Genomic DNA, 24,380 nt, shown 5'->3' with positions numbered 1-24,380 from the left:
GACACGGCTACGGCAGCAAGGCGATATTTGCCTTAATCACCTCGACCGAGCGGGCGAATTTCTCTCGTTCGTCCGCCGCCAGCTGTAGCTCAATGACCTGCTGAACGCCGCTTTGCGCCAGAACCGCCGGCACGCCAATGGCCACGCCGTTCACGCCATATTCACCGTCAAGAATGCAGGAAATAGCCAGCGCGCGGTGGCTGCCGGTAAAGACGTTGCGGCAGATTTCGGCAATGGTGCCAGCGATGCCGTATTCGGTGCAGCCTTTACCCGCATAGATTTCGAACCCCAGCTTGCGCACGCTATCGGCCATTGCCTGACGATCGAGCTCGCGGCCGGTACGACGTTGATAAACCTGGCCAATCGGAGAGCCGTACACCGAGGAGTGCGACCATACCGGGAACTGGCTATCGCCATGCTCACCGAGAATAAAGGCATCAATACTCTGTGCGCCAATATCCAGATCCTGCGCCAGCTTGCGGCGCAGGCGGGTAGTATCGAGCCAGACGCCGGTGCCGATCACCTGGCTGCGTGGCAGACCGGAAAGCTGCCATACCTGCCACGTAATGATGTCGCACGGGTTCGTAGCAATCAAAAAAATACCGTTAAATCCGCCGGCCATCATCTGCGGCACAATACTGTGGACGATTTTGGCCGTGCTTTTTAATTCATCCAGCCGCGTCTGGCCGGGTTTCAGCGCACCGCCGGAAACGGTAATGACGGCGATATCCACATCGGCGCAGTCGCTGGCGTCGCGGCAGGAAATCGTCATCATGCCGGGCATATAAGCGGCCGCGTCGCTGAGATCCTGCGCGTGGGCCTCGGCGCGGGTTTTATTGAGATCGACCAGGATCAGTTCTTCGCAAATATTCTGATTCAGCAGCGCATAGGCTGCGGATGCGCCAACGTTGCCGGCGCCGATGATCATCACTTTACGGGCTTTCGTATTCATGAATCTTCCATTGTATGGCCAAACGACGGGAATAAAGCTACTCGTTAACAAGCGGTTAGCGCAAGTGTCTGCGGACAATATAAGTTAATGCTATGAGCGGCGGCGAGAGGGAATGGTAGAGTGGCAAGATAATCACAAACAGGAGCCTGCTATGTACGCTTTCATGCTTACATCTCCCGCTGAACCCGCCGTAGTGCGCCTGATTGCTGCGCTAGACCAATATCAGTCCATGCTTTATCCAGCAGAAAGTAATCATCTTCTGGACTTGTCGATGCTACCTGCCGAACAGGTGATCATTCTGCTCATTCGTCATGGCGAGAAGGCAATCGGCTGCGGTGCCGTGGTGATGGGGGAAGACGGCCATGGTGAAATGAAGCGGGTGTTTATCGAGCCGACGCACCGGGGTAAGCAACTGGGCGAGCGGCTGCTGGTGGAGCTTGAAACGGTGGCGGTGCAGCGTGGCTGCACTCTGTTGCGCCTGGAAACCGGAATTCATCAGCACGCGGCAATTCGCCTGTACACGCGATGCGGCTATCGCAGCTGCGAAGCCTTTGCACCGTACTCGCCGGACCCGCTCAGCGTATTTATGATGAAACCGCTGGCGTCTGAGGCTCATCCAGCAACGCAATAAACGCTTCCAGCTGGCGGCTCATCGCGCCGCGTCGCCACACCAGCCAGGTGGTTAACCAGCGCCATTTCTCCGCCAGCGGCCAGGCGCTGACCTGATGATGACCGGGCATACTTTCCAGCATACTGCGCGGCATCAGCGCCAGCCCGGCGCCAGCGATAACGCAGGCCAGCATACCGTGATAGGACTCCATCTCATGAATACGCCCGGGCGTGGCGCGATCGGCGTGAAACCAGCTTTCAAAATGCCGACGATAAGAACAGTTGGCGCGAAACGCATAAATGCTGGCGCCGTTGACGTCGCTGGCGCGGGTAATGGGAGGATGACCGTGGGCGGCGACAATCATCATCTCTTCCTGATAGACCGGCATGCCATCAAGGCCGGGGTGCATCACCGGTCCATCAATAAAGGCCGCGCTCAGGGTGCCTTCCAGTACGCCATCGGTCATCGTACCGGATGGGCCGGTAGCGAGATCGAACTGGATTCGCGGATAGCGTTGATTATAGCGGGCCAGCGTCTGTGGGATGCGCACCGCTGCGGTACTTTCCAGCGCGCCGAGTGCAAATAACCCCTGCGGTTCGTCACCGGCGACCACCATGCGTGCTTCATCGACCAGGGCGAGAATTTGCTGACTGTAACGAAGGAAACTGTGTCCCGCGGGCGACAGACGTAGGCGCTGATTTTCCCGAATAAACAGCTCAACGCCAAGATCGGCCTCCAGTTGGCGAATACGGGTCGTCAGGTTGGACGGTACGCGGTGAACTTTCTTTGCGGCCTGCGTGATACTGCCGCTTTGGGCGACAGCGTTAAACATTTCCAACTGAGTTAAATCCATGCGTATTCTCGTCTCGTGAATGGGGTGGTTAATATTATTCAGTTTTCATAAACGGAAGAATAGGTGAGTATGTGACCACAACGCAATCAATCAGAGAGAAAAAGATGACTTCACCTGCAACTCATGCCGTCTCCGTGAACCCGATGAATGGCGAAACGATTTCCGCGCTGCCGTGGGCGTCCTCTGCTGACGTGGATCGGGCGGTGACGCTGGCGGAGACGGCTTTCCGTCAATGGCGTAAGACCTCCGTTGCGCAGCGTGCCGATGCGCTGCGTTCGATTGGCCGCGTGCTGCGCGAGCGTGCCGAAGAGATGGCGCAATGTATTACCCGCGAGATGGGAAAACCTATTAAACAGGCGCGTGGCGAAGTGGCGAAATCAGCCCACCTGTGCGACTGGTATGCTGAACACGGCCCGGCCATGCTCGCCACCGAAGCGACCCTGGTTGAAAATCATCAGGCGGTGATTGAGTACCGTCCGCTGGGACCGGTGGTGGCGGTGATGCCGTGGAACTTTCCGCTGTGGCAGGTGCTGCGCGGTGCGGTGCCGATTATGCTGGCGGGGAATAGCTATTTATTAAAACATGCGCCGAACGTGATGGGCTGCGCGGCGCTGATTGGTGAGATTATCACCCAGGCAGGCGTACCCGCTGGCGTTTTTAATTGGGTGAATGCCACTAACGATGGCGTCACGCAGATCATAAACGATCCGCGCATTGCGGCGGTCACGGTCACCGGTAGCGTTCGTGCGGGTAAAGCAATAGGCGCTCAGGCCGGTGCGGCGCTGAAGAAATGCGTGCTGGAGCTTGGCGGCTCCGATCCGTTTATCGTGTTGAATGATGCCGATATCGACCTGGCGGTACAGGCGGCGGTAACGGGGCGCTATCAGAATACCGGGCAGGTGTGCGCCGCGGCGAAACGATTTATTGTCGAAGCGGGTATTGCCGATACCTTCACCCGGAAGTTTGTCGATGCCGCCGCGCAGTTGAAAATGGGCGATCCGCGTGAGGAAGACAACTATCTTGGACCGATGGCCCGTTTTGATTTGCGCGATGAGCTTCACAGTCAGGTGATGGCCACCGTCAAAGAAGGGGCTAGCCTGCTGTTGGGGGGGGAGAAGTGCGGCGGGGAAGGTAACTTCTACCCGGCAACCGTGCTTGCCAACGTAACGCCGACGATGACCGCCTTCCGACAGGAAATGTTTGGCCCGGTCGCTGCGATCACCGTTGCTCGCGACGCCGATCATGCGCTGGCGTTAGCCAACGACAGTGAGTTTGGGCTCTCTGCTACCGTCTTTACTGCCGATACGGCGCAGGCGCAGCGTTTTGCTGATGAGCTGGAGTGCGGTGGCGTATTTATTAATGGCTATAGCGCGAGCGATGCCCGAGTGGCGTTCGGCGGCGTGAAAAAGAGCGGCTTTGGCCGCGAGCTGTCGCATTTTGGCCTGCGTGAATTCTGTAACGTTCAGACGGTATGGAAAGATCGCCGATAAGCGAAACGACGTAGCCATTTCGCTCTGTTATACTTCCAGGCCGAAAATAGCCTGTGGGCAAGGAGTGTGAGTGGCTACGGTTATCAATAATGCCATGCTGGCGTCTGTCCTCGACGACGTCAGGCCGCTGATTGGACAGGGGAAGGTGGCGGACTACATTCCGGCGCTGGCCTGCGTCAGCGGCAAAAAACTGGGGATCGCCATCAGCACCGTTGACGGGCAGCACTTTAGCGCCGGTGATGCGAACGAGCGATTCTCTATCCAGTCAATTTCTAAAGTCCTGAGTCTGGTGGTGGCGATGAATCACTATCAGGCTGAGGAGATCTGGTCCCGCGTTGGTAAAGATCCGTCCGGGCAGCCGTTTAATTCCCTATTACAGCTGGAAATAGAACAGGGGATCCCGCGCAACCCGTTTATTAACGCCGGGGCGCTGGTGGTCTGCGACATGTTACAAGGGCGTCTTAGCGCCCCGCGTCAGCGGATGCTGGAAATTGTGCGTAAGCTGAGCGGCGTATCCAGTATTGGTTATAACGCACAGGTGGCGCGCTCTGAGTTTGAACATTCTGCGCGCAATGCGGCCATTGCCTGGCTGATGAAATCGTTCGGTAACTTCCACCAGGATGTCACGACGGTATTGCAGAACTATTTCCACTACTGCGCCCTGGAAATGAACTGCGTGGAGCTGGCGAAGACGTTTTTGTTTCTGGCGAATCAGGGGCAGGCGCTGCACCTCGACGCGCCGGTGATCACGCCGATGCAGACGCGTCAGGTTAATGCGCTGATGGCGACCAGCGGCATGTATCAGAATGCCGGCGAATTTGCCTGGCGGGTGGGATTGCCGGCAAAATCCGGCGTCGGCGGCGGGGTGGTCGCCATCGTGCCGCACGAAATGGCGATTGCCGTCTGGAGCCCGGAGCTGGATGAAGCGGGCAACTCGCTGGCGGGCGTTGCTGCCCTGGAAAAACTCACTCAGCAGATAGGACGTTCAGTTTACTGATGGACACGCTTGATAGCTTATTTGCCCGGCTGCAGCGCTCAACGTTTCGCAGCCGTTTTCGCCTTGGGGTGAAAGAACGGCAGTATTGTATTGATAAAGGGCCGGAGGTGATTGATAGCCACGCGGCAGATTTTATCGCCAACCGCTTAGCACCTGCACAGCCGATCAACGACGGTAAGCAGACGCCAATGCGCGGTCATCCGGTGTTTATCGCCCAGCATGCCACGGCGACCTGCTGCCGCGGCTGTCTGGCAAAGTGGCACCATATTCCGCAAGGTCAGGTCCTCAGCGATGAGGCGCAGCGCTATATTGTCAGTGTTATTCACCATTGGCTGGTGATTCAGATGAATCGTCAGGATCGGTAGCACGTCTAAGATTATTCTGAATAGCTATCGATTTTGATAGCTTGATCGGCGTTCCGGCTCTTAATAAGATGAGCCGGGCGTCGTATCGGAATAAATTGCGTTATGAATAGTTTTGACAAACTTATTACGAATAGTGAGGTGGCGGGAGCCCGGTTTGTCAGACGGATGTATCTGATGCGGATGCTCGGCACTTTCCTGTGTTTTCTGCCGATTCTTTCCGTCCTGTCTGAGCATCACCGGCCGGTTTATCTTCAGGTCTTGCTTGCCATTAATGCCTTTATCTGGCCGACGGTTGCCTATCTGCGCGCGATACGTGCGCCGATACCGCGTTTGGTGGAGCAGCAAAATTTGCTGCTGGATGCTGGCGTCGGTGGCTTCTGGATAGCCATGATGTCACTGAACCCGCTACCCTCGGTAACGATAGCGACCATTCTGCTCACCGACAGGCTTTCCGCCGGTGGGGTGACGCTGATGCGTAAAGCGGCATTCATGCTGGTTTCCTGCTTCGCCCTTAGCTGGGTTCTGACCGGCATGCCTTTTATTGGCTATGTTTCTCAACGCACTATGCTGGCGACGCTGCCGCTGATTTCCTTATATGTACTTGCCTTGAGCCTGCTGACTGATGGTATTGCCGTCAGGCTGCGGCTGAAGAGTCAGGAACTGGAGCGTATTGCGATGCTCGATCCGCTGCTGGATATCGCCAACCGCCGCCTGCTGGAACAGCGTATTGCGTGGGAACTGGTGCGCCTGCAACAGCACTGTGGCCACTCGCTGCTGATGTTTATCGATCTGGATAACTTTAAAGAGATCAACGATCGCTATGGGCATAAAGTGGGCGACGTCATGCTTAAAACCGTCTCACAAATTTTGCAGATGGCGACGCGTGCTACCGATACGCCAGCGCGTTTAGGCGGCGACGAGTTTGTTATCCTGCTGCCCGATACGTCGCTGGAAGAAGGGCGGTCGATAGCTCAGCGGATTATGGATGCTACATCGCTGGTCACCGAACGTCCGGACCACTCTCAAACATTGACGCTCAGTATCGGTATTGCCGAAGCGTTGCCGGAGATGCTTGAAGTTTCGGACTGGTTGCAGGCGGCGGACAATGCGCTGTATGAGGCCAAACGACGCGGTAAGAACCAAATTTTTGCCCATTAATACCGATAAGAAAATGCGATGGCGGCTTCTGTTGTGTTGTCAACATGTTAACGTAAAATCGGTGGTACCCCTTTTTCGGAGATCGCCATGAATTCAACGTACTCGCTTCATATCTTTTCTGAATCCGATATCCTTTCACATCTTGATGCGTTGTCCGGCGTGCTGACAAACTGCGTTAACGGCGGCGCATCCGTCAGCTTTATGCTGCCGTTCAGCCCGGAAACCGCACAGCAGTTCTGGCAGCGGACTGCCGGTAGCGTGGCGCGAGATGAGCGTGTCGTGCTGGTCGCTAAAGATGTTGACCAGCATATCGTCGGGACCGTACAGCTGATTGTTGACCAGCCGGAAAACCAGCCGCACCGCGCCGATGTCGCGAAACTGTTAGTGCATGAACGTGCTCGTCGCGGGGGGATTGCCCGTGCGCTAATGCAGCGCCTGGAAGCGGTCGCCGTTGACAGGCATAAAAGCGTGCTGGTGCTGGATACGGCGACCGGTAGCGGGGCGGAAAGTTTCTATCAGCGCTGCGGCTGGCAAAAGGTGGGGGAAATTCCGCGCTATGCCTGTATGCCGGACGGTGAGTTGACGGCGACGTCGATTTTTTACAAATTTTTATAGACTCGCTATTTATTCTCTCACTTTTGATCAAAACAGGGTTTCATAAGCGGAAAATCTGATAAGTTATTAGACCAATTGAGCAGGTTGTATGACTAATCCAGAAAGGAACCCATTGTGAAAACACTGAACCGCCATGATTTCCCCGGTGCCCAATACCCTGAACGTATTATCCAGTTTGGCGAAGGAAACTTCCTGCGCGCGTTTGTCGACTGGCAGATTGACCTGCTGAACGAACACACTGACCTGAATTCAGGCGTGGTTATCGTTCGCCCGATTGCCAGCGACTTCCCGCCATCTCTGAGTACTCAGGACGGCCTGTACACCACAATTATTCGTGGTCTGAATGAAAAGGGTGAGGCGGTCAGCGATGCTCGCCTGATCCGTTCGGTGAACCGTGAAATCAGCGCTTATAACGATTACGCAGAATTCCTTAAGCTGGCTCACAACCCGGACATGCGTTTTGTGTTTTCCAATACCACCGAAGCGGGCATCAGCTATCACGCGGGCGACAAGTTTGATGACGCCCCGGCGGTAAGTTATCCGGCGAAACTGACGCGCCTGCTGTTCGAACGCTTCAGCCATTTCAACGGCGCAGCCGATAAAGGCTGGGTGATCATTCCTTGCGAACTGATTGATTATAACGGTGAGGCGCTGCACGAGCTGGTGGTTCGCTATGCGCAGGAGTGGGCGCTGCCGGCCGAATTCATGACTTGGCTGAATGAATCAAACGCTTTCTGCTCTACGCTGGTGGACCGTATCGTCACCGGATACCCGCGTGATGAAGCGGCAAAACTGGAAGCGGAGCTGGGTTACAAAGACGGCTTCCTCGATACCGCTGAGCACTTCTATCTGTTTGTGATTCAGGGGCCAAAATCCCTCGCCAGCGAACTGCGTCTCGACAAGCTTGCACTTAACGTACTGATTGTTGACGATATTAAACCGTATAAAGAGCGTAAAGTCGCGATTCTGAACGGTGCACATACCGCCCTAGTGCCGGTGGCCTATCAGGCCGGTATCGATACCGTGGGTGAAGCCATGAATGATGCGGAAATCTGTGCATTTGTTGAAAAAGCGATTTATCAGGAAATTATTCCGGTGCTGGATCTGCCGAAAGACGAGCTGGAATCCTTTGCCAGCGCGGTTACCGGCCGTTTCCGTAACCCGTACATCAAGCACCAGCTGTTGTCTATTGCCCTGAACGGTATGACAAAATTCCGTACCCGCATTTTGCCGCAGCTGCTGGCAGGGCAGAAGGCCAGCGGTAAGCTGCCTGCGCGCTTGACCTTTGCGCTGGCTGCGCTGATCGCTTTCTATCGTGCGGAACGTAACGGGGAAGCGTATCCGGTACAAGACGACGCGCACTGGATCGAGAGTTATCAGCAGCTATGGGCGCAGCATCGTGACCACCAGATTACTACCCGCGATCTGGTCAGCGCGGTACTTTCCGTGAGCGAACATTGGGAACAAGATCTTACACAGGTTTACGGATTGGTCGAACAGGTGACAACCGATCTTGACGCGATTCTGACTCAGGGAATGCGTAAAGCCGTGCAACCGCTCTGCTAACGGCGGTTCAACGCTTATCAAGCCCGGCTTCGGCCGGGTTTTCTATGGCCGTAACAAGGCAACTTAGTTACAACATACATATTTTCTTTTATCACTATCCCACTGAAACACCGAGCATAAACCGCGTAACAGCCCATAAAGGGCTTCGCTAGCATACCATTTCACCGTCAGTACCGCTTGAATACATGACGTAGATCACGTTTAATATACAATTCATTAACCTGATTGATATCAAAATGATCGTTCGTCCTCACCAGCACTGGCTGGCCCGTATCTTTGTCTGGCACGGTTCCGTGCTGCCGAAAATCTTTTCGCGGTTGCTGCTTAACTTCCTGCTATCGATAGTCGTGATCCTGATTTTGCCCTGGTATTCTTCGCTGGGGGTGAAACTGACGGTCGCCCCGTTCAGTATTCTCGGCGTGGCCATTGCCATATTCCTGGGTTTTCGCAATAACGCCTGTTATTCCCGCTACGTTGAAGCCCGTCAGCTTTGGGGACAACTGATGATTGCCTCACGCTCTTTGCTGCGTGAGGTAAAAAACACGCTGCACGACGATCCGCATCTGAATGAATTTGTGGGTCTGCAAATTGCGTTTGCCCACTGTCTGCGTCTGACGCTACGCCGCCAGCCTACGCGTGCGGTGCTGGCGAAGTATCTTTCCGAATCGCATCTTCATGAGGTGATGACCGCCCAGTCGCCGGCAAATCGTATTTTGCTGATTATGGGGGAGTGGCTGGCTCAGAGGCGTCGGGCAGGGCAACTGTCGGATATTCTGTACCATGGTCTGAACATTCGCCTCAACGATATGTCCATCGTGCTGGCCGGCTGTGAACGTATTGCCAATACGCCGGTGCCTTTTGCCTATTCCCTGATTTTACATCGCACCGTGTACCTGTTCTGCATCATGCTGCCGTTCGCGCTGGTTGTTGACTTACACTATATGACGCCATTTGTCTCGGTGCTGATTTCGTACACCTTTATCTCTCTGGATACGCTGGCGGAAGAGCTTGAAGAACCCTTCGGTATGGAAAATAATGATTTACCGTTGGATGCTATCTGCAACGCTATCGAAATCGATCTGCTGCAAATGAACGATGAACCCCAGATACCTGAGCGCCTTACCGTCGATAAGCATTACCAGCTCAGCTAAGAGGAAAAACGCGTGACCGTAATCATTCGTGCCATACAGGCTGAAGATAAAGCGCAGTGGTTGGCGCTATGGCAGGGTTACAACACTTTTTATGGCGCGACACTGGCCGACGATGTCACGGAAAACACGTGGCAGCGAATGCTCAATCCGCAATCGCCTGTTTTTGGCCGAGTGGCGGTGGTAGAAGGGCGCGTGACCGGTTTTGCCCTGTGCGTATTACACGAAGGCACGTGGGTGACCCAACCCATCTGTTATCTGGAAGACCTGTTCGTGGACCCGTCATTTCGTGGCCTGGGCATTGCCCGGCAACTCATGCATTTCGTGCTAAATGAAGCCAAAGAACAGAAATGGTCGCGTTTCTACTGGCATACGCGTATTCATAATCCTGCCCGTAAGCTTTATGATGAATTCATCTCCGCAGATGATTACGTACGTTATTGTGTTAGGCTGTAAAGCCAGGATGCAGAATAAATCATTAAGGTTTTCCCTGTTTAATGGTTGCACCGACATAAGGAGAATCAAAATGGAAAAACGAATCGAGACTGCCGTTAACATCATTCTGTTCATTTCACTGTTCGCTACCGCCTGGGATCTGTCGCTGGTACGCGCGCTTGGCTGGTAAGCGGTACGCTCGGCTGAAACGGGCGCAGGACACGCTGCGCCCCTGTACATTTCATGAACGCCTCATTAATCAACGGCTTTTAGGCTAATTACCCACAAGGTTGTGCACCGTTTCTGTGGATAACCTCAGCGAAGTTATCCGCGAAAGGTTTTACGCCATTCCCCCGGGCTGACGCCCATTCTTTCACGAAAGGTCTGGCGAAACGTAATAGATGACTGAAAGCCTGCGCGCTCCGCGACCTGCTCAATGGAAAGCTGGCTGCTCTCCAGCAGGCTCTGACTCCGTCTTAACCGCTCAGCGGTGATCCATTCACCAATCGACATACCGGTAGCTTTCTGAAAATGGCGGGTTAGCGTACGGCGGCTCATCGCCGCTCGCTCGGCCAGTGAGTCGATGTTAAGTGTCTGACCGAGGTTATTTTGCAGGAAAAGAAGAAGCTGATTAATCCGCGTATCGTCAGTTCGCAGTGGTACCGTAGGTTCAATAAACTGGGCCTGGCCGCCTTCACGGTGTGGCGGCGTGACCATACGCCGGGCTATCTGGTTTGCGACGCTCGCACCAAGACGCTGACGAATCACATACAGGCAGCAGTCCAGCGCGGCGGCGGTGCCAGCCGAGGTAATCAGACCATCGTCGTCGGTATACAGAACGTTGACATCGAGCGTTACCTGAGGGAAAAGCCGTGAAAAGTCAGGCTCATATTCCCAATGCGTCGCGGCTCGACGGTGGTCGAGTAACCCGGCATAGGCCAGAACAAATGTTCCCAGGCACAGACCGACCACTGTCGCACCGTTAGCACGTGCGGTTTTCAACGCGGCCAACAATGCGGTCGACGGTTTCTCGTTCACGTCTCGCCAGAAGGGCACGATGACAATATCGCTTTGTGTCAGCGCGATAAAATCTGCCGTGGCCAATACCGCTGTACCTTCCTTAGACCAGACCATCCCAGGCGTTTCAGCGCATATGATACGGCGAAAATGCGTTTCGCTGCTGGCGCTGTCGCCAAACAAAATTAGCGGTACCGAAAAATGAAAGGTGCTGAACCCTTCACTGGCCACAATCGCAACGGAGGTGGGGGTCATTATGTTCTCACTCTTTAATACGTGACAGTGTCACCATCTGCTGGGGCACAGACGAAATCCTCTATCTGGTTATCTCGAGCATATTCCAGCAGCGCTTCTCGCGTCACCAGACAATGGTTAATCGCCCCCATATGGGTGGCAACGATCTGCGCCTGCGGCAATAGTGCATGTGCTTTTAGCAGATCTTCATTGCCAAAAATAATCGGGCCAAATCCCAGCACGTGTGCCCATCCGGTATTCATCACCAGCACTTCCGGCTGATAGTGGCGCATATTTTCAGCAATGGCGTCGATCCAGATTGTGTCGCCAACCAGATAGAGCGTTTTTTCTTCCGGATGCTGAAATACTACGCCGCAGGCTTCGCCAAGTCGTTCTGCCAGTTCAGGTATCGCGTAGGCGGCGTCTGATCCATGCTGCCCGTCGGTTTTGAGCAAACGGATGTGGCCAAAATGACTGTCAGCTGAAAGGAGGCGCACTTCGCTAAAGCCCTTAGCGCGCAGGAGTGCTTCATCATGGGCATTCTGCACATAAATCGGTATCGACCCTGGAAGAGCAGCGGCGGCCGCGTCATCCCAATGATCGAGATGAGTATGCGTCACAATCACCGCATCCACGTCGATAATCTCGCCGATCGGCAGAGGCAGTTCCACCATCGGGATACGAATATCGGCGCGGGCCGTGCCGGGAAAGCCCGGATAGGTGTCTTTGGCCGCCAGCATCGGGTCAATCAGAAAGCGTTTACCCGCGTAGTGAATCAACTGGGTGGCGTTGCGGATTTGGGTAATGTTCATAGTGAGAGTCCTGTTGTGTGAGGAGATGAACACAGTATGTCGGATTCTCAGCGTTGCGCCGCTGGCGTAATGACAATCTTCGATGGTATTGGGCCAATTGATGGCCGCTGTTGTGCGCAACGATGCCGTTCAGGCATAGCAAGTATGAATATTCAGTATAGAAATAGAGCCAAACAGGCATAGACAGTGGGGATATTTTGTATTTATCATACAAATGAAGTGAGCCACAGCGCATACGCGTATTATTCATTTATCCGTGGGTTTTTGATTATGTCCGCCGAAATTAATGCACTCATTGTGCTTGCCCAACTGAACGAAACGAAAGGCTTTTACCGTCGAGCTCTGCGTCTTTGGCGAGAAATTTCAACGCATTTTGATGCCGACAAGGCTCAGTGCCGACTGGCTTCGGAGAAAATAGATAACTGCAGTTTACATCTGCGTATCAAATCACCCCATGATGCGCCAGCAGGGAACGACAAAAAACAGCATGTTGAACGCGATAAATTAAAAATTCAGCAGCTTCTGAAGCAGGGATACAGCATTAAAGAAGTGCAGCATATGACCGGAAGGTCGAGCGCGTTTATCTACAAATATAATCCCCGTAGTAAACCAATCCATTAGTAACTCGATGGGGGTACACCGAATGCCTGGCGAAAGGCAAAGCTAAATGCGGCCGTGCTGGAATAGCCGACATCAAGGGCAACGGCGGTCACGTTTTTATTTTTTTTCAGCAACATTACCGACTCGAGAATGCGCATTTTTTGTTTCCAGGCGCCAAACGGTAAGCCAGTTTCTTTTTTAAAATGACGCGAGAAGGTACGGGCCGACATACCTAAATGATCGGCCCAATATTCCATCGAATGCTCTAGGGAAGGTGCGAACAAGTTCCTGATATGAGATCATCATATTCATCCGGAGCGCATCCCAGAGGGACATCATGAGCCATCAACTCACCTTCGCCGATAGTGAATTCAGCACTAAGCGCCGTCAGACCCGAAAAGAGATTTTCCTCTCCCGCATGGAGCATATTCTGCCATGGCAGAATATGACCGCTGTCATCGAGCCGTTTTATCCCAAGGCGGGCAATGGCCGACGGCCCTATCCGCTGGAGACCATGCTGCGTATTCACTGCATGCAGCATTGGTACAACCTGAGCGACGGTGCCATGGAAGATGCCCTGTACGAAATCGCCTCCATGCGCCTGTTTGCCCGATTATCCCTGGATAGCGCCCTGCCGGATCGCACCACCATCATGAATTTCCGCCACCTGCTCGAGCAGCATCAACTGGCCCGTCAATTGTTCAAGACCATCAATCGCTGGCTGGCCGAAGCAGGCGTCATGATGACCCAAGGCACTTTGGTGGATGCCACCATCATTGAGGCACCCAGCTCTACCAAGAACAAAGAGCAGCAACGCGATCCGGAGATGCATCAGACCAAGAAAGGCAATCAGTGGCACTTTGGCATGAAGGCCCACATTGGTGTCGATGCCAAGAGTGGCCTGACCCACAGCCTAGTCACCACCGCGGCCAACGAGCATGACCTCAATCAGCTGGGTAATCTGCTTCATGGAGAGGAGCAATTTGTCTCAGCCGATGCCGGCTACCAAGGAGCGCCACAGCGCGAGGAGCTGGCCGAGGTGGATGTGGACTGGCTGATCGCCGAGCGTCCCGGCAGGGTAAAAACCTTGAAGCAGCATCCGCGCAAGAACAAAACGGCCATCAACATCGAATACATGAAAGCCAGCATCCGTGCCAAGGTGGAGCACCCGTTTCGCATCATCAAGCGGCAGTTCGGCTTCGTGAAAGCCAGATACAAGGGGCTGCTGAAAAACGATAACCAACTGGCGATGTTATTCACCCTGGCCAACCTGTTTCGGGTGGACCAAATGATACGTCAGTGGGAGAGATCTCAGTAAAAACCGGAAATAACGCCAGAAATGGTGGAAAAAATAGCCTAAATAGGCTGATTCGATTGTTTGCGGGAAAAAAATCGGCCCAGATCCGCGAAATTTTAATCAGCGAGTCAGCTTGGGAAGAAATGACCTGCTTATTCGCACCTTCCCTAGTGCAGGCGATTCCTGTATAGTCCGACAGACCTCTATCAGCGCCGCATTATGTGGCCACGGTAGCATCAACTCCACTTCCGGTAGTTTCAAAATAACGTCCAGCAGGACGCTGACCAACTGACCATCTTTACCTTTAATATCATAACGTTCTGGTATATTTGTGGTAGCGTAATGGATAAACTCGCGTACAAAATCGCTGATAGCCACCATTTTACAGTCATCGATCGGCACCGGTAAAAACGCGGGCTCGATATCCAGACTCTCCAGGTGCACTTCATCCAGTGCCCACACCGCATGTTCGGTATTATGCGGTATCCAGATCCCATAGTGGGCAGGTATCACCCAGCATTTCCCCGCGACATCAATTCGCATGCTGCCCGTATGAGCAAAATGGAACTGCGCGAAGGAGTGGCTATGATTGGCAACATGATTATTGGCTTCAAGCACATACGAACGAAAGTACACCGACTGCGGCAGCTCTTTCATCGAATTATCCTGCGATGAAAACCACCGTTTTGCCTGTATGGTTGAGAAAGAAGGGCGCTCGTCCATCGTTATGGCGTCTACTCGATAAATATTGTCCTCACATCATAATACATACCATCGTGTTATCAATAATAATCTTACGCAGAAAATACTGACTTCTAATTTATGGAATAGAATTATGGCGACGGTTTGCTCAGACGTAATAAATGTTGAAGAATTGAATGATAATTGGTCGCGAATGGGCAACGAACTGCTCCAGCAGGCGGATATTAAAATCAACGGCTCGCGCCCGTGGGATATTCAGGTGCATCACGCTGATTTTTTTAAACGCGTATTTCAACAAGGTTCGTTAGGCTTTGGTGAAAGTTATATGGACGGTTGGTGGGATTGTGACCGGCTGGACATTCTGTTCTGTAAAATTCTTCAGGCCAAACTGGATAAACAGATGCCGGGAAATCTGAAGGATATTCTGCAAATTGCCAGCGCGAGATTGTTTAACCTACAGTCGCGCCGACGCGCCTGGATTGTCGGTAAAGAGCATTACGATATCGGTAACGATTTATTTTCCAGGATGTTAGACCCTCACATGCAGTACTCCTGTGCTTATTGGCGTATGGCAAGTTCTCTGGAAGAGGCGCAAGATGCCAAGCTGAAAATGATTTGCGAAAAATTGCAGCTCCAGCCCGGCATGCGTTTGCTGGATATCGGCTGCGGGTGGGGCGGTTTGGCCGCGTACGTCGCTCGCCACTATGGCGTCAGCGTTGACGGCGTGACCATTTCGCAAGAGCAGCAAAAAATGGCACAGCAGCGCTGTGAAGGGCTTGATGTGAGCATTCTGCTGCAGGACTATCGCGATCTGAACAGAAAATACGATCGTATTGTTTCCGTTGGGATGTTTGAGCACGTTGGTCCCAAAAATTACGACACCTATTTCAAGGTCGTGGACCGCTGCCTGAAGGCCGACGGACTGTTTTTACTCCACACTATCGGCAGTAACGAGACCGGGGTTAACGTCGACCCATGGATTAACAAATACATTTTCCCGAACGGCTGCCTGCCGTCAATTCGTCAGATCGCCAACGTCAGTGAATCCAGGCTGATTATGGAAGACTGGCACAACTTCGGTAGTGATTATGATAAAACGCTAATGGCCTGGCACCAGCGCTTTAATGCGGCATGGCCCGACATAGCCACGCACTATACTCCGCGTTTTCGTCGAATGTTTAACTATTACCTTTGCGCCTGCGCCGGTGCATTTCGCGCACGTGATATTGAACTCTGGCAGGTATTGTTCAGCCGGGGAACCGAAGGCGGGATGTACGTTTATCGGTAAACTGTTAAAACGGGCTGGACCGATAGTCGGTGCCAGCCCATCGTCATATTAATAACTGAGATCAGAACATCCCGTACAGCAGGGCGGAAACGGTCAGTACGCCGCTGGCCATGACCATCGCGGAGAGCATACCTCGCAGCGGTTTCAGCGCTTCGCGGGTGAAAATCAGCCAGGTTGGAATAATAAACAGGAAGATCGCAATTAATGGCCCGCACAGGGTTTCAATCATATTAATGACGTCCGGGTTAAGATAAACCACCGCCGATGTGATAATAAACATCAGCACGGAAATGATTAATTTGGCCTGTTTAATATGGCTGGTGCGTTTAATGCCAAAAAGATCTGCCGCCAGGACATTGAACGTTTCGGCAACCGGCATCGAGATCCCCAAAAATGATTTAGTCATCCCCAGAATCGCAATCAACGGCGCCAGATAGATCATCACGCTCATACCGTCGTTGCCGCCGATAACCGACAGCACATTAAGGTTTTGCGCCTTAGCCATTTCAAACGTTTCGCGCGGGGTGCTCAAAATACAGCTCAGTACGAAAAAGAGAATACTGAAGAAAATCAAACCATAGGCGTGCCGAATAACACGAACGGACTGCGTCTCGCCACCGTTGCCAGGTTCGCGATACCAGGAAGCCAGTGCGGGAATCAGCGGCGCGGAGCACAGCGAGAAAGCAATCAGCGGTAGGGTTAACCACAAATCCTTCAGAGAACTGCTGGCCGACGTTGAATGGGTTGATTGCCACGCATGGGCGATATTGCTGAAATCCCAGGCCGGAATCTGTGACGCCGCCACCACAATAATAGCAATGGCGAACGGCAGCGCAAGGGCGCTCATGGTGCTGACGACTTTATCACGACCTTTGCTTAGCACCAGATGCAAAATTGCCAGCACAACCAGCGTCAGAGTCGCGCGGTTAAAGCCGGTGAAGTGCAGGCGTTCGGTCAGGAAATGGCTGAGGGCGTTAATCAACGAAACGGCGTACACCAGCGTCACCGGATAGTGTGCAACGCAGAAAAACAGCTTCATCAACTGACGTCCCTTGGCACCGAAGAACGAACCAAACAGCGGCAGCGTGCGATCATTCTGCTCGTCCGCCGGGTTGTCGCGCATAAAGACACGGCATATCAGCACGTGGGGAACTAACGACAGCGGAAAACCGAGTAGCAGTAGTAGAATAAAGACCAGCGGACCGCGCGTACCAATTTCTACCGGCAGGAATAGCGTGCCTGCTCCGACGGTAGCGCCATACACACCCATCATCCAGATGGTGTCCTTTTTCGTCCATTGAGGACGAGATACTTCGGTTTCTTTATTCATAGTACTCATAAATATTAGAATTAACGCAAGCGTTAACGAGCGAGTGGTTGGTATCCAAACGGGAATGAGAAGGTAGAGGGGGTTATTTTATTTTTATTTCAGGCCGTAAACTGGCCCTTTTCAAGATACTACTGGTACTTCGGCAGGCGTCGCAAGCTATTTTTATTAACGATCGTTAGTTTAGATATATTAATGATAATAATTCACAGCTATGTAACTTATATCGCTTTTTATTAAAAAAGAGCCGGCCGCATAACGGCCGGTTCAGGGTAGACGTTAATTACCCCAGCGGTCTTTTAAATAATCAACCGCCTGCTGGGTTTGCGGTTGCTCCAGATAACCTTCGCGGAACAGGATGGTTCCGTTGATGTTTGATGCAGATTCATTGAGGTCAATTTGCTTTTTCAGCTCCGGAACGCCGCCTTCGATGGTCCAGTCCGGCTCGTTCTTTGACGGTTCACCCACTTTATACAGCGCGATGCCAATGTACAGACGCGTGTTAGTCGGCTTCACTACATCCGCCCACCATTTGGCTAACACATCGTAGCGGGCCGCATCACGGGCAAAGGGCCAGTAGATCTGTGGGGCGATATAATCCAGCAAACCTTGTTGTACCCATTGACGCGTATCAGCATAGGATTCATCGTAAGCCGCCGCGCCACGGGTATCTGACCCGGCCGGGTCATGCGAACGGTTACGCCAGACCCCAGCCGGACTGACGCCAAACTCGATGTTCGGGTTCAACTGTTTAATCGTGCGGGATACCTGGGCGATCAACTGCTGAGTGTTAATCCGACGCCAATCGGCTTTGGAGGCATAACCCTGGCCATAGCGGCGGAATGTGGCGCTGTCATTCAGCGAAGAGTTAGCGGTTTCGGTGTAGAAGTAATCATCGAACTGAACGCCGTCGACGGGATAGCGCGACACGACTTCCGCCACAATACTGGTGATCCAGTCACGGGCCTCCGGAATTCCGGGGTCGAGCACAAAGCGATCGCTCGCCGTACGAATCCAGTCACGATGCAGCACAAACACGCTCGGTGGCGTCATCGAGAGGGTGCTATTGAGCGCCGAAACGGTCGACGGTTTAGTATTAGTGGAAACCCGGTACGGGTTGAACCACGCATGGACTTTCATTCCACGCTTATGGGCTTCATCCAGCATAAACTGCAGCGGATCGTAGCCAGGATATTCGCCAATATTGCCGGTCATGACGTCGGACCACGGTAGAATATCAGACTTCCACAGCGCGGTGCCGTCAGGTTTAACCTGGAAAAACACGGTATTGATACCGAGATTTTTGAGCCTGTCGAGCTTAGCCCGCAGCGCCGCCTGCTGCTGGTCAATACGCTGAGTGGCGCTGCCGGCATTGATGGAGCTTATTGGCGGCCAGTCCAGGCGTGAAACGGTCGTCAGCCAAACGCCACGCATCGGTTGATTGCTCTGCTGTGATTTGCCCGGATTCACGGTGGACGGCGGCGTGGTTGGCTGCTTCGAATCACAGCTGACCAATAACAGGGCGGCAACAATCAGCGCGCTGGCCTTTTTCAAAGTGGAGAGACGGAAGAAGCGGTAAGAGCTGGGAGTCATAGGTGCCGTTTTTCGGATTGTCACGAGTGGAGAACATTTTCGTACTATTTACGGCGAAGTCAATTGGTTAGCCAGTAGCAAATAGGGTCTTTACTAACCCAGAGCAATGAATGTACCGTTACTCAATACGATGAGCTGATATCAGTCCTGATGATGACTACTATAAAAGAAGGTAATTTGCCTTATTTCAGTACATTTCTTATCTTTGGAAGTCATGCTCCTGGAAAATAGGTAAAGAAGACTTATGTCGAATAATATCCCACACGCGCAGACGCATCTGGCCTGGACCTGGCAAAATAGTGCCGAACCCCATGACCTGCAGCTGGAACGTATTGCGATCCCGCAGCCGGCTGCCGGTGACGTGCTGGTGCGCAACCAGGTCATTGGCCTGAATCCGGTTGACTGGAAGGTGCTGACCCCGGGGCTGGTCGATTGGCAGACAGGACACGTTCCGGGCGTTGACGGGGCCGGAACCGTGGTAGCACTGGGCGAGGGCGTTGATAAACGCTGGTTAGGCAAACGAGTTGCCTATCATCAAAGTCTGGCCAGGCCCGGCAGCTATGCTGAACATACCCCGGTGGCCGAGCGGGCACTTATTGCGATTCCTGATGCGCTAAGTTTTGACGTTGCCGCCAGCATTCCTTGCCCGGCGCTGACCGCCTGGCTGGCCATTGAAAAGCTACCCGCTATTCAGAATGCACCGCTGTTGATTAGCGGCGCCGGTGGTGCGGTGGGCCATTATCTGGTGCAGTTCGCCGCAGCCCGCGGCTTTGCGATTACCGCGATGTGCAATCCGCGACACTGGCCACGTCTGCAGGCCATGGGGGCAGCGCACTGTATTGCCGGGCCACTGGCGCCGGAACAGGTCTGGCCGGAAGATAAAAACGGCACGTTCTTCGCCGTTATTGATAGCGTCAATGAAGATCACGCTGCGCGCCTGACGCCGGCGCTTAAGGCGAACGGACATATTATTTGTATTCAAGGACGGCTGACGCAGTGGCCGTGTGCACCTTTTGGCAGAACGTTGTCTATGCACGAGGTGGCACTCGGTGCGCTGCACTGGTACGGGGATGATGAGGCCTGGAACGATCTCACCACTGCGGGAGTGCAGATATTCGACGATCTGGTGAATAACCGTTTGGTTGCCGAAGAGACCGTCGCCGTCGATTTTGATGAACTGCCGCAGCTCCTTGATAAACTGCGCTATCGCCAGTTTAGCGGCAAACCGCTGGTGCGGATTAACCCTTAGCGCGGTGATTCGCCCACGGATCGAACGCCGGTTCTGCCGGCGTGATTTCCACATCACCATTCAATGAATCCAGATACAGCGCTTCAACTTCCGCGCGTGCCCACGGAGTCCGACGCAGAAACTTCAGGCTCGATTTTACGCTTGGCTCATTCTTGAAACAGTTGATGTTAATCAGCTTGCTTAACTGCTCCCAGCCGTAACGCGCGACCAGCGCGTTTACCTGCATTTCCAGGGTAACGCCGTGTAAAGGATCTTTAGATGTATGCACAGTGATGGAATTCCGTTGTGTCTGATAGTTCGGCGAGGGAAGGGTACAAGAAAGCGGAGTCAGCGGCAATGCCAGCGTTTACTGTATGTTTTTTCACCCAATAAAACCGCGCAGCTACGTAAAATCTGACCCACTATGACACAGCGAAAATCACAGAATTCGCGTAGCGCTAGCATAATCGATAATTTATCAATAAATCAGTACGTTACATGTGTTTTTCAGAAGCAACCGTGCTGTGTTATGTATTTTCCGACCCAAACCACGGTTTCCGTGTTCGGATCAACATTGAGCACGACGTTGCGAATCTGCGGGCAAAACAGTTCCTGACTGGTTTTCGCACATTCCAGCTGTTTTAAAACCTGAACACCCGATTCTGTATCAACGTGGCTGAGCCTGGCATCGCGATCGCAAACAAAGCCTGCAGCGCTGATTTTTTCTTTCGCGGCATCCAGACGCAGACCAACGATATTAAGACGATCGACTTCCTCAGCATGTGCGCTATCAGAGACGCGCGTTAATGAACAGCCGGCCAGGAGAAAGGTAGCAAAGCACAGCAAAACGGTTTGATGGCGCGGCGTTGGCATCAGGCTTCCGAGAGCAATAAAGGATGTAAAGAAAGTAGACGCTAAACGCAGGCGCCGCAATGAAATAGAATTAAATGAGGACAAAACATCCCAGAAGGTTAAGGGGGATGTGGTGGAGTCGGTAAAGGACTGGGTTATGGTGTTGGTTCAAATTAAATTTAACATAATATACATTATGCGCACCAACATGGATTCAGGCAGAATCCAGAGATTTGTGGGCATCCTTGTTCTCGCAGAATATGGATGTGCTGAGTCTGGTTGGTTCGCCTAACGATTGAAATGTCTTGCGGCCTTCACTGGGATTATCGAACGTCCTGATAATTTTTCTTAGGACCTGATTCAAATGAAACGATTGATTCCAATCCTTGCCTCTGCCGCAAGCATGACCATTCCGGTTGCTGCAATGGCAGACAATATTGTTTGTCATGGCGGCTGGAGCATTGAGCGACACGTTACCGGTAGTGCCAGTAGTGGATTCATGAGCTACATGAAAGATGCTGGCGTCATAAAGTTATTGCATAACGGCAAGCTCATTTCACAAAAACGCATTCAGGACATTCAGCAATCGGTGTATCAGACCAGTGGTGCTCCACTTGTTAACTACGAGTTTGATGTTGATAAAAACAGTTTCTATATCCTTGCTCTGGATATGAGCACTCAGGGTGCATCAGGTGGCGAGCCGGATATCAAACTTTGGGGTACTGACGCAATGGGAATTGATTGCATCTTACAGGTAGGTGCTGAATGAAAAAATTAATCACCCTTCCCTTATTGATATCAATGGCCGGTTTGTTATTTACAAATCAGTCACTGGCGATTACGCAATCACAGATGCAGATGAGAGCGACTGCTACATGTGATTCTTACGCAAGTATGTCCAGAATTGCCAGTCCAGGCGTGGTTTATGAAATGTGTCTGAATGGAGCTAAAGAATCGATGCAGGGTCGAAACTCAGCATGCGAAAGCAAAATACGACAATTCAATAAACAGGCAGATACATTGCATGGAATGGAACGCGCTGAGTATATTGAAATTGCTCAGGCATATCGTATGGGTTGCAATGCTGGAAAGCAAACACCCAAGATAAATAGTGAAAACAAGCAAGCAATAGCGAAAGTCTTATCACAAGAGGAAATAAAGGAAAGGCAAGAAATACAAAGTTATGGCATGGAAATACGTAATGCATTTGGCCAAATCAGGAGTGGCGCACCTGACTTAACAGGACAAAAGTGCTCTATTAAAGTATGGTTCTCTCAAAGTGGTAATGTGTTGTCAACAAAAGTAGAGTCCGGTGATAATGATGCATGCTCTTATGTTTTAAAGAGAACCCAAAAAATCAAGCTCAGTGCAATGAATGATAGTCAGTACAAAGTGTTTAGAAATACACCTATTGATTTTAGTTTTTAAAAACACCACTCATAAGATAAGTTTCTGATTTTTATTACTGATAGGAGTCTTCACTTTTGTGGGGATTCTTATTTCTTAATTCTGATTCTTTGTTAACTCAAGCCGTATGGCTCTCCTGCGGAGGGCTCAATATTGGACTAATATTAAAACACTAAGGTAAGAGACTAAGTAACCACGGAATACCGATTAAGATAATAGAGTAATAATAGGTATATATAAGAGATTAACCTCGGTTGGCGATTTGGCGATGGTAGCATGGATATTGAATTACGTAAATATATTATATTTATTTTTTTATCTCTCCACCCTATCGGGTAATTCCGGCGCAGCACATCAGCATAATCTGATTCATATAACGCATCACGAGCCATTAAAGGGCTACAGCCAGTACAAAACCATGCTTTGGCCCTAAAACAGCCCATAATCGCCCCCACGCAACCTCTGGTCACAATTTATACCAATTTCATTTAACTGTATAAATGAACAGCGCCGTATATGCCGGAATCCTGCCATCAGACAGGCCCAGCACACCCTGCCCTGACCCGTATTTACAGTGCCTGTAGCGCATTCTGAGCGCACTGGTGCATGATAAGGCATGAATGCCACGCCCACTCAGTGACAGTCGCAGAGCGGCACTGGTAGAGTGCTACGATACCTGTCACATTGCATTGTCTGTATTATTTTTAATTTTTATTTTTTGAATGGATTCTTTAATTTAATTCCTGACCTCCACCCGGAGTGCTGGCCTGACAGAAGGTAAAGGGAAAAGTAGGACCCGACCCGATTCTTTTTCCCCTTTTCATTCGTCACCCAGGAAATGTCAGATGACTTACTTTCGAAATAAGAAATATCATCAGAACTACAGCCATAACACTTTGTTTCCAGGCGCTGTATTTACCACGAAGCATAATGGTGAATGCTCCATTCTTGGTCGTTCGGAAGACAAATCAAGGCGTGGATATTATGTCGTGGAATTTAAGGATAGCGGCATAGTTAAGGAGGCTTATGGTACGCATATTAAATCGGGTGCAGTCTCAGATGATGCCTTTCCGTCCTCAGAAGAGGAACGAATAACATTATTGATGAGGCCGCGTTATTATGATGTGGGATATATTGGGAATGGAAGACACTCCACTATTGAAAATACCAGAAGTCACCAGAGAACGAGGTCATTCATTCTATGGCATAACATGCTGGCAAGGTGCTACATGACAGTTAAAGGGAAACAATATTTTAAAGGATATAAAGGTGTCACTGTATGCGAGCGATGGCATAACTTTCAGAACTTCTGCAATGACCTTCCAAAATTGCATGGCTACAACAAATGGAAGGATAATCCGGGAGAGTTTGAGCTGGATAAAGATTATTCACATCGGCTCATTTATTCTGCTGACACGGTGGCATTTATCAGCACAGAAGAAAATGCCAGGGAAGCTGGATTACGACGTGTTGCCATGAAGATTCCTTCCGGGCATTATCATGAAATAAATAAAATTCGAGATGAGATATTAACGGAGGCTGAAGATGAATTAAAAAACAATCAAATTAATTATGAAGTTGTTCTTAACGGGAATATGAAAGTAATCCTGTCTGAAACCCCTTATGGCACAGTGTTGTTCTGGCCTCTCACGAAAAAGATTCAGCGTAATTGCTACATGATTGATGGTGATGTACAGGTTTATGTTCATTACCTGCGCTGGCTCATACTTCAGTGGGAAAACAGAAATTCCGACATAAACTGTGTTGCTACAACCTGTTGATGATGCTATAAAATAGTCATAAAATAACCGGCATTTCACAATGCTATCTATTA

Annotated in this window: 25 protein-coding genes and 1 pseudogene; 16 read left to right on the top strand and 10 right to left on the bottom strand. The window is 51.6% G+C overall.

The window, feature by feature from the left end; translation table 11 throughout:
- Positions 1–7: 7 nt before the first annotated feature.
- On the bottom strand, positions 8–952 hold the full coding sequence (locus H7R76_RS11535) for an L-lactate dehydrogenase (protein ID WP_182967843.1): 945 nt from the start codon (positions 950–952) through the stop codon (positions 8–10).
- 151 nt (positions 953–1,103) lie between these two features.
- Here H7R76_RS11535 and H7R76_RS11530 point away from each other — a divergent pair, with 151 nt between their 5' ends.
- Positions 1,104–1,583 (top strand): GNAT family N-acetyltransferase, encoded by a 480-nt coding sequence (locus tag H7R76_RS11530; protein ID WP_106930626.1) that lies wholly within the window; start codon positions 1,104–1,106, stop codon positions 1,581–1,583.
- Here the strand turns inward: H7R76_RS11530 and ptrR are convergent.
- Complete coding sequence (gene ptrR / locus H7R76_RS11525) at positions 1,537–2,415, bottom strand: putrescine utilization regulator PtrR (protein ID WP_106930628.1); 879 nt, start codon at positions 2,413–2,415, stop codon at positions 1,537–1,539. The two genes, H7R76_RS11530 and ptrR, sit on opposite strands and share 47 nt — an antisense overlap.
- A 104-nt stretch (positions 2,416–2,519) precedes the next feature.
- Here ptrR and sad point away from each other — a divergent pair, with 104 nt between their 5' ends.
- The 8 genes from sad (at position 2,520) to H7R76_RS11485 (ending at position 10,210) form a co-directional block, all read left to right on the top strand.
- Positions 2,520–3,905 carry a succinate-semialdehyde dehydrogenase gene (gene sad / locus H7R76_RS11520; RefSeq protein ID WP_106930630.1) on the top strand — a complete coding sequence of 462 codons (1,386 nt, stop codon included), beginning with the start codon at positions 2,520–2,522 and terminating at the stop codon, positions 3,903–3,905.
- 70 nt (positions 3,906–3,975) lie between these two features.
- On the top strand, positions 3,976–4,902 hold the full coding sequence (gene glsB / locus H7R76_RS11515) for a glutaminase B (protein ID WP_106930632.1): 927 nt from the start codon (positions 3,976–3,978) through the stop codon (positions 4,900–4,902).
- Positions 4,902–5,267, top strand: a complete 366-nt coding sequence (locus H7R76_RS11510) for a DUF4186 domain-containing protein (RefSeq protein ID WP_106930634.1) — start codon at positions 4,902–4,904, stop codon at positions 5,265–5,267. The genes glsB and H7R76_RS11510 overlap by 1 nt, the downstream gene beginning before the upstream one ends.
- A 165-nt stretch (positions 5,268–5,432) precedes the next feature.
- Entirely contained in the window at positions 5,433–6,425 is a 993-nt protein-coding gene (locus H7R76_RS11505) for a sensor domain-containing diguanylate cyclase (RefSeq protein ID WP_106930636.1), read from the top strand.
- Positions 6,426–6,512: 87 nt separating this feature from the next.
- Positions 6,513–7,040 (top strand): GNAT family N-acetyltransferase, encoded by a 528-nt coding sequence (locus H7R76_RS11500; protein WP_182967841.1) that lies wholly within the window; start codon positions 6,513–6,515, stop codon positions 7,038–7,040.
- Between the two features lie 114 nt (positions 7,041–7,154).
- Entirely contained in the window at positions 7,155–8,606 is a 1,452-nt protein-coding gene (locus H7R76_RS11495) for a tagaturonate reductase (RefSeq protein ID WP_182967839.1), read from the top strand.
- 236 nt (positions 8,607–8,842) lie between these two features.
- Positions 8,843–9,757 carry a bestrophin family protein gene (locus H7R76_RS11490; RefSeq protein ID WP_182967837.1) on the top strand — a complete coding sequence of 305 codons (915 nt, stop codon included), beginning with the start codon at positions 8,843–8,845 and terminating at the stop codon, positions 9,755–9,757.
- A gap of 12 nt (positions 9,758–9,769) precedes the next feature.
- Positions 9,770–10,210: a GNAT family N-acetyltransferase gene (locus H7R76_RS11485; RefSeq protein WP_106930644.1), complete on the top strand. Its 441-nt coding sequence runs from the start codon at positions 9,770–9,772 to the stop codon at positions 10,208–10,210.
- A 303-nt stretch (positions 10,211–10,513) separates the two neighbouring features.
- On the opposite strand, the gene H7R76_RS11480 is transcribed toward H7R76_RS11485, so the two are convergent.
- Together H7R76_RS11480 and H7R76_RS11475 are read right to left on the bottom strand one after the other, a co-directional pair.
- The gene (locus H7R76_RS11480; protein WP_182967835.1) at positions 10,514–11,461 is read right to left on the bottom strand and encodes a GlxA family transcriptional regulator; all 948 of its coding nucleotides are present in this window, start codon (positions 11,459–11,461) and stop codon (positions 10,514–10,516) included.
- A gap of 14 nt (positions 11,462–11,475) precedes the next feature.
- On the bottom strand, positions 11,476–12,252 hold the full coding sequence (locus tag H7R76_RS11475; protein ID WP_106930650.1) for an MBL fold metallo-hydrolase: 777 nt from the start codon (positions 12,250–12,252) through the stop codon (positions 11,476–11,478).
- Positions 12,253–12,522: 270 nt separating this feature from the next.
- Between H7R76_RS11475 and H7R76_RS11470 the strand changes: the two genes are divergently transcribed.
- Complete coding sequence (locus H7R76_RS11470) at positions 12,523–12,873, top strand: PerC family transcriptional regulator (RefSeq protein WP_106930651.1); 351 nt, start codon at positions 12,523–12,525, stop codon at positions 12,871–12,873.
- Here H7R76_RS11470 and H7R76_RS11465 read toward each other — a convergent pair.
- Positions 12,870–13,130, bottom strand: a pseudogene (locus H7R76_RS11465) (helix-turn-helix domain-containing protein); the annotation flags it as partial. The gene H7R76_RS11470 and the pseudogene H7R76_RS11465 overlap by 4 nt on opposite strands.
- Positions 13,131–13,189: 59 nt before the next feature.
- On the opposite strand from H7R76_RS11465, the gene H7R76_RS11460 reads away from it, so the two are divergent.
- The gene (locus H7R76_RS11460; RefSeq protein ID WP_068815383.1) at positions 13,190–14,170 is read left to right on the top strand and encodes an IS5-like element ISKpn26 family transposase; all 981 of its coding nucleotides are present in this window, start codon (positions 13,190–13,192) and stop codon (positions 14,168–14,170) included.
- A 99-nt stretch (positions 14,171–14,269) separates the two neighbouring features.
- Here H7R76_RS11460 and H7R76_RS11455 read toward each other — a convergent pair whose 3' ends face one another.
- A complete protein-coding gene (locus tag H7R76_RS11455; RefSeq protein ID WP_227673965.1) occupies positions 14,270–14,806 on the bottom strand; it encodes an AraC family ligand binding domain-containing protein in 537 nt (178 codons plus the stop codon).
- 178 nt (positions 14,807–14,984) lie between these two features.
- On the opposite strand from H7R76_RS11455, the gene cfa reads away from it, so the two are divergent.
- Positions 14,985–16,139: a cyclopropane fatty acyl phospholipid synthase gene (cfa, locus tag H7R76_RS11450; protein ID WP_182967833.1), complete on the top strand. Its 1,155-nt coding sequence runs from the start codon at positions 14,985–14,987 to the stop codon at positions 16,137–16,139.
- 61 nt (positions 16,140–16,200) lie between these two features.
- Here the strand turns inward: cfa and H7R76_RS11445 are convergent, their stop codons facing one another.
- Both H7R76_RS11445 and H7R76_RS11440 read right to left on the bottom strand, forming a co-directional pair.
- Positions 16,201–17,469: an amino acid permease gene (locus tag H7R76_RS11445; protein ID WP_182967831.1), complete on the bottom strand. Its 1,269-nt coding sequence runs from the start codon at positions 17,467–17,469 to the stop codon at positions 16,201–16,203.
- A 276-nt stretch (positions 17,470–17,745) separates the two neighbouring features.
- On the bottom strand, positions 17,746–19,059 hold the full coding sequence (locus H7R76_RS11440) for a glycoside hydrolase family 10-like protein (RefSeq protein ID WP_502711065.1): 1,314 nt from the start codon (positions 19,057–19,059) through the stop codon (positions 17,746–17,748).
- A gap of 244 nt (positions 19,060–19,303) precedes the next feature.
- Between H7R76_RS11440 and H7R76_RS11435 the strand changes: the two genes are divergently transcribed.
- On the top strand, positions 19,304–20,308 hold the full coding sequence (locus tag H7R76_RS11435; RefSeq protein WP_182967829.1) for a zinc-binding dehydrogenase: 1,005 nt from the start codon (positions 19,304–19,306) through the stop codon (positions 20,306–20,308).
- Here the strand turns inward: H7R76_RS11435 and H7R76_RS11430 are convergent.
- The gene (locus tag H7R76_RS11430) at positions 20,298–20,582 is read right to left on the bottom strand and encodes a VF530 family protein (RefSeq protein WP_106930670.1); all 285 of its coding nucleotides are present in this window, start codon (positions 20,580–20,582) and stop codon (positions 20,298–20,300) included. The genes H7R76_RS11435 and H7R76_RS11430 overlap by 11 nt on opposite strands.
- Positions 20,583–20,794: 212 nt before the next feature.
- Positions 20,795–21,244, bottom strand: coding sequence for a hypothetical protein (locus tag H7R76_RS11425; RefSeq protein ID WP_227673964.1), 450 nt, complete (start codon positions 21,242–21,244; stop codon positions 20,795–20,797).
- Between the two features lie 259 nt (positions 21,245–21,503).
- Here H7R76_RS11425 and H7R76_RS11420 point away from each other — a divergent pair, with 259 nt between their 5' ends.
- From H7R76_RS11420 to H7R76_RS11410, 3 genes are all read left to right on the top strand, one after another.
- Entirely contained in the window at positions 21,504–21,908 is a 405-nt protein-coding gene (locus H7R76_RS11420) for a hypothetical protein (RefSeq protein ID WP_182967827.1), read from the top strand.
- Positions 21,905–22,567 (top strand): cell envelope integrity TolA C-terminal domain-containing protein, encoded by a 663-nt coding sequence (locus H7R76_RS11415; RefSeq protein ID WP_182967825.1) that lies wholly within the window; start codon positions 21,905–21,907, stop codon positions 22,565–22,567. Before H7R76_RS11420 ends, H7R76_RS11415 begins: the two co-directional genes overlap by 4 nt.
- An 824-nt stretch (positions 22,568–23,391) precedes the next feature.
- Complete coding sequence (locus H7R76_RS11410; RefSeq protein ID WP_182967823.1) at positions 23,392–24,327, top strand: hypothetical protein; 936 nt, start codon at positions 23,392–23,394, stop codon at positions 24,325–24,327.
- The last annotated feature ends 53 nt before the right edge of the window (positions 24,328–24,380 follow it).

The sequence above is a fragment of the Klebsiella sp. WP8-S18-ESBL-06 genome (genome assembly GCF_014169755.1).
GTDB classification, from domain to species: Bacteria; Pseudomonadota; Gammaproteobacteria; order Enterobacterales; family Enterobacteriaceae; genus Kluyvera; species Kluyvera ascorbata_B.
The sequence above is the reverse complement of the archived record's forward strand: the minus strand, read 5'-3'. Positions and strand labels throughout refer to the sequence as shown.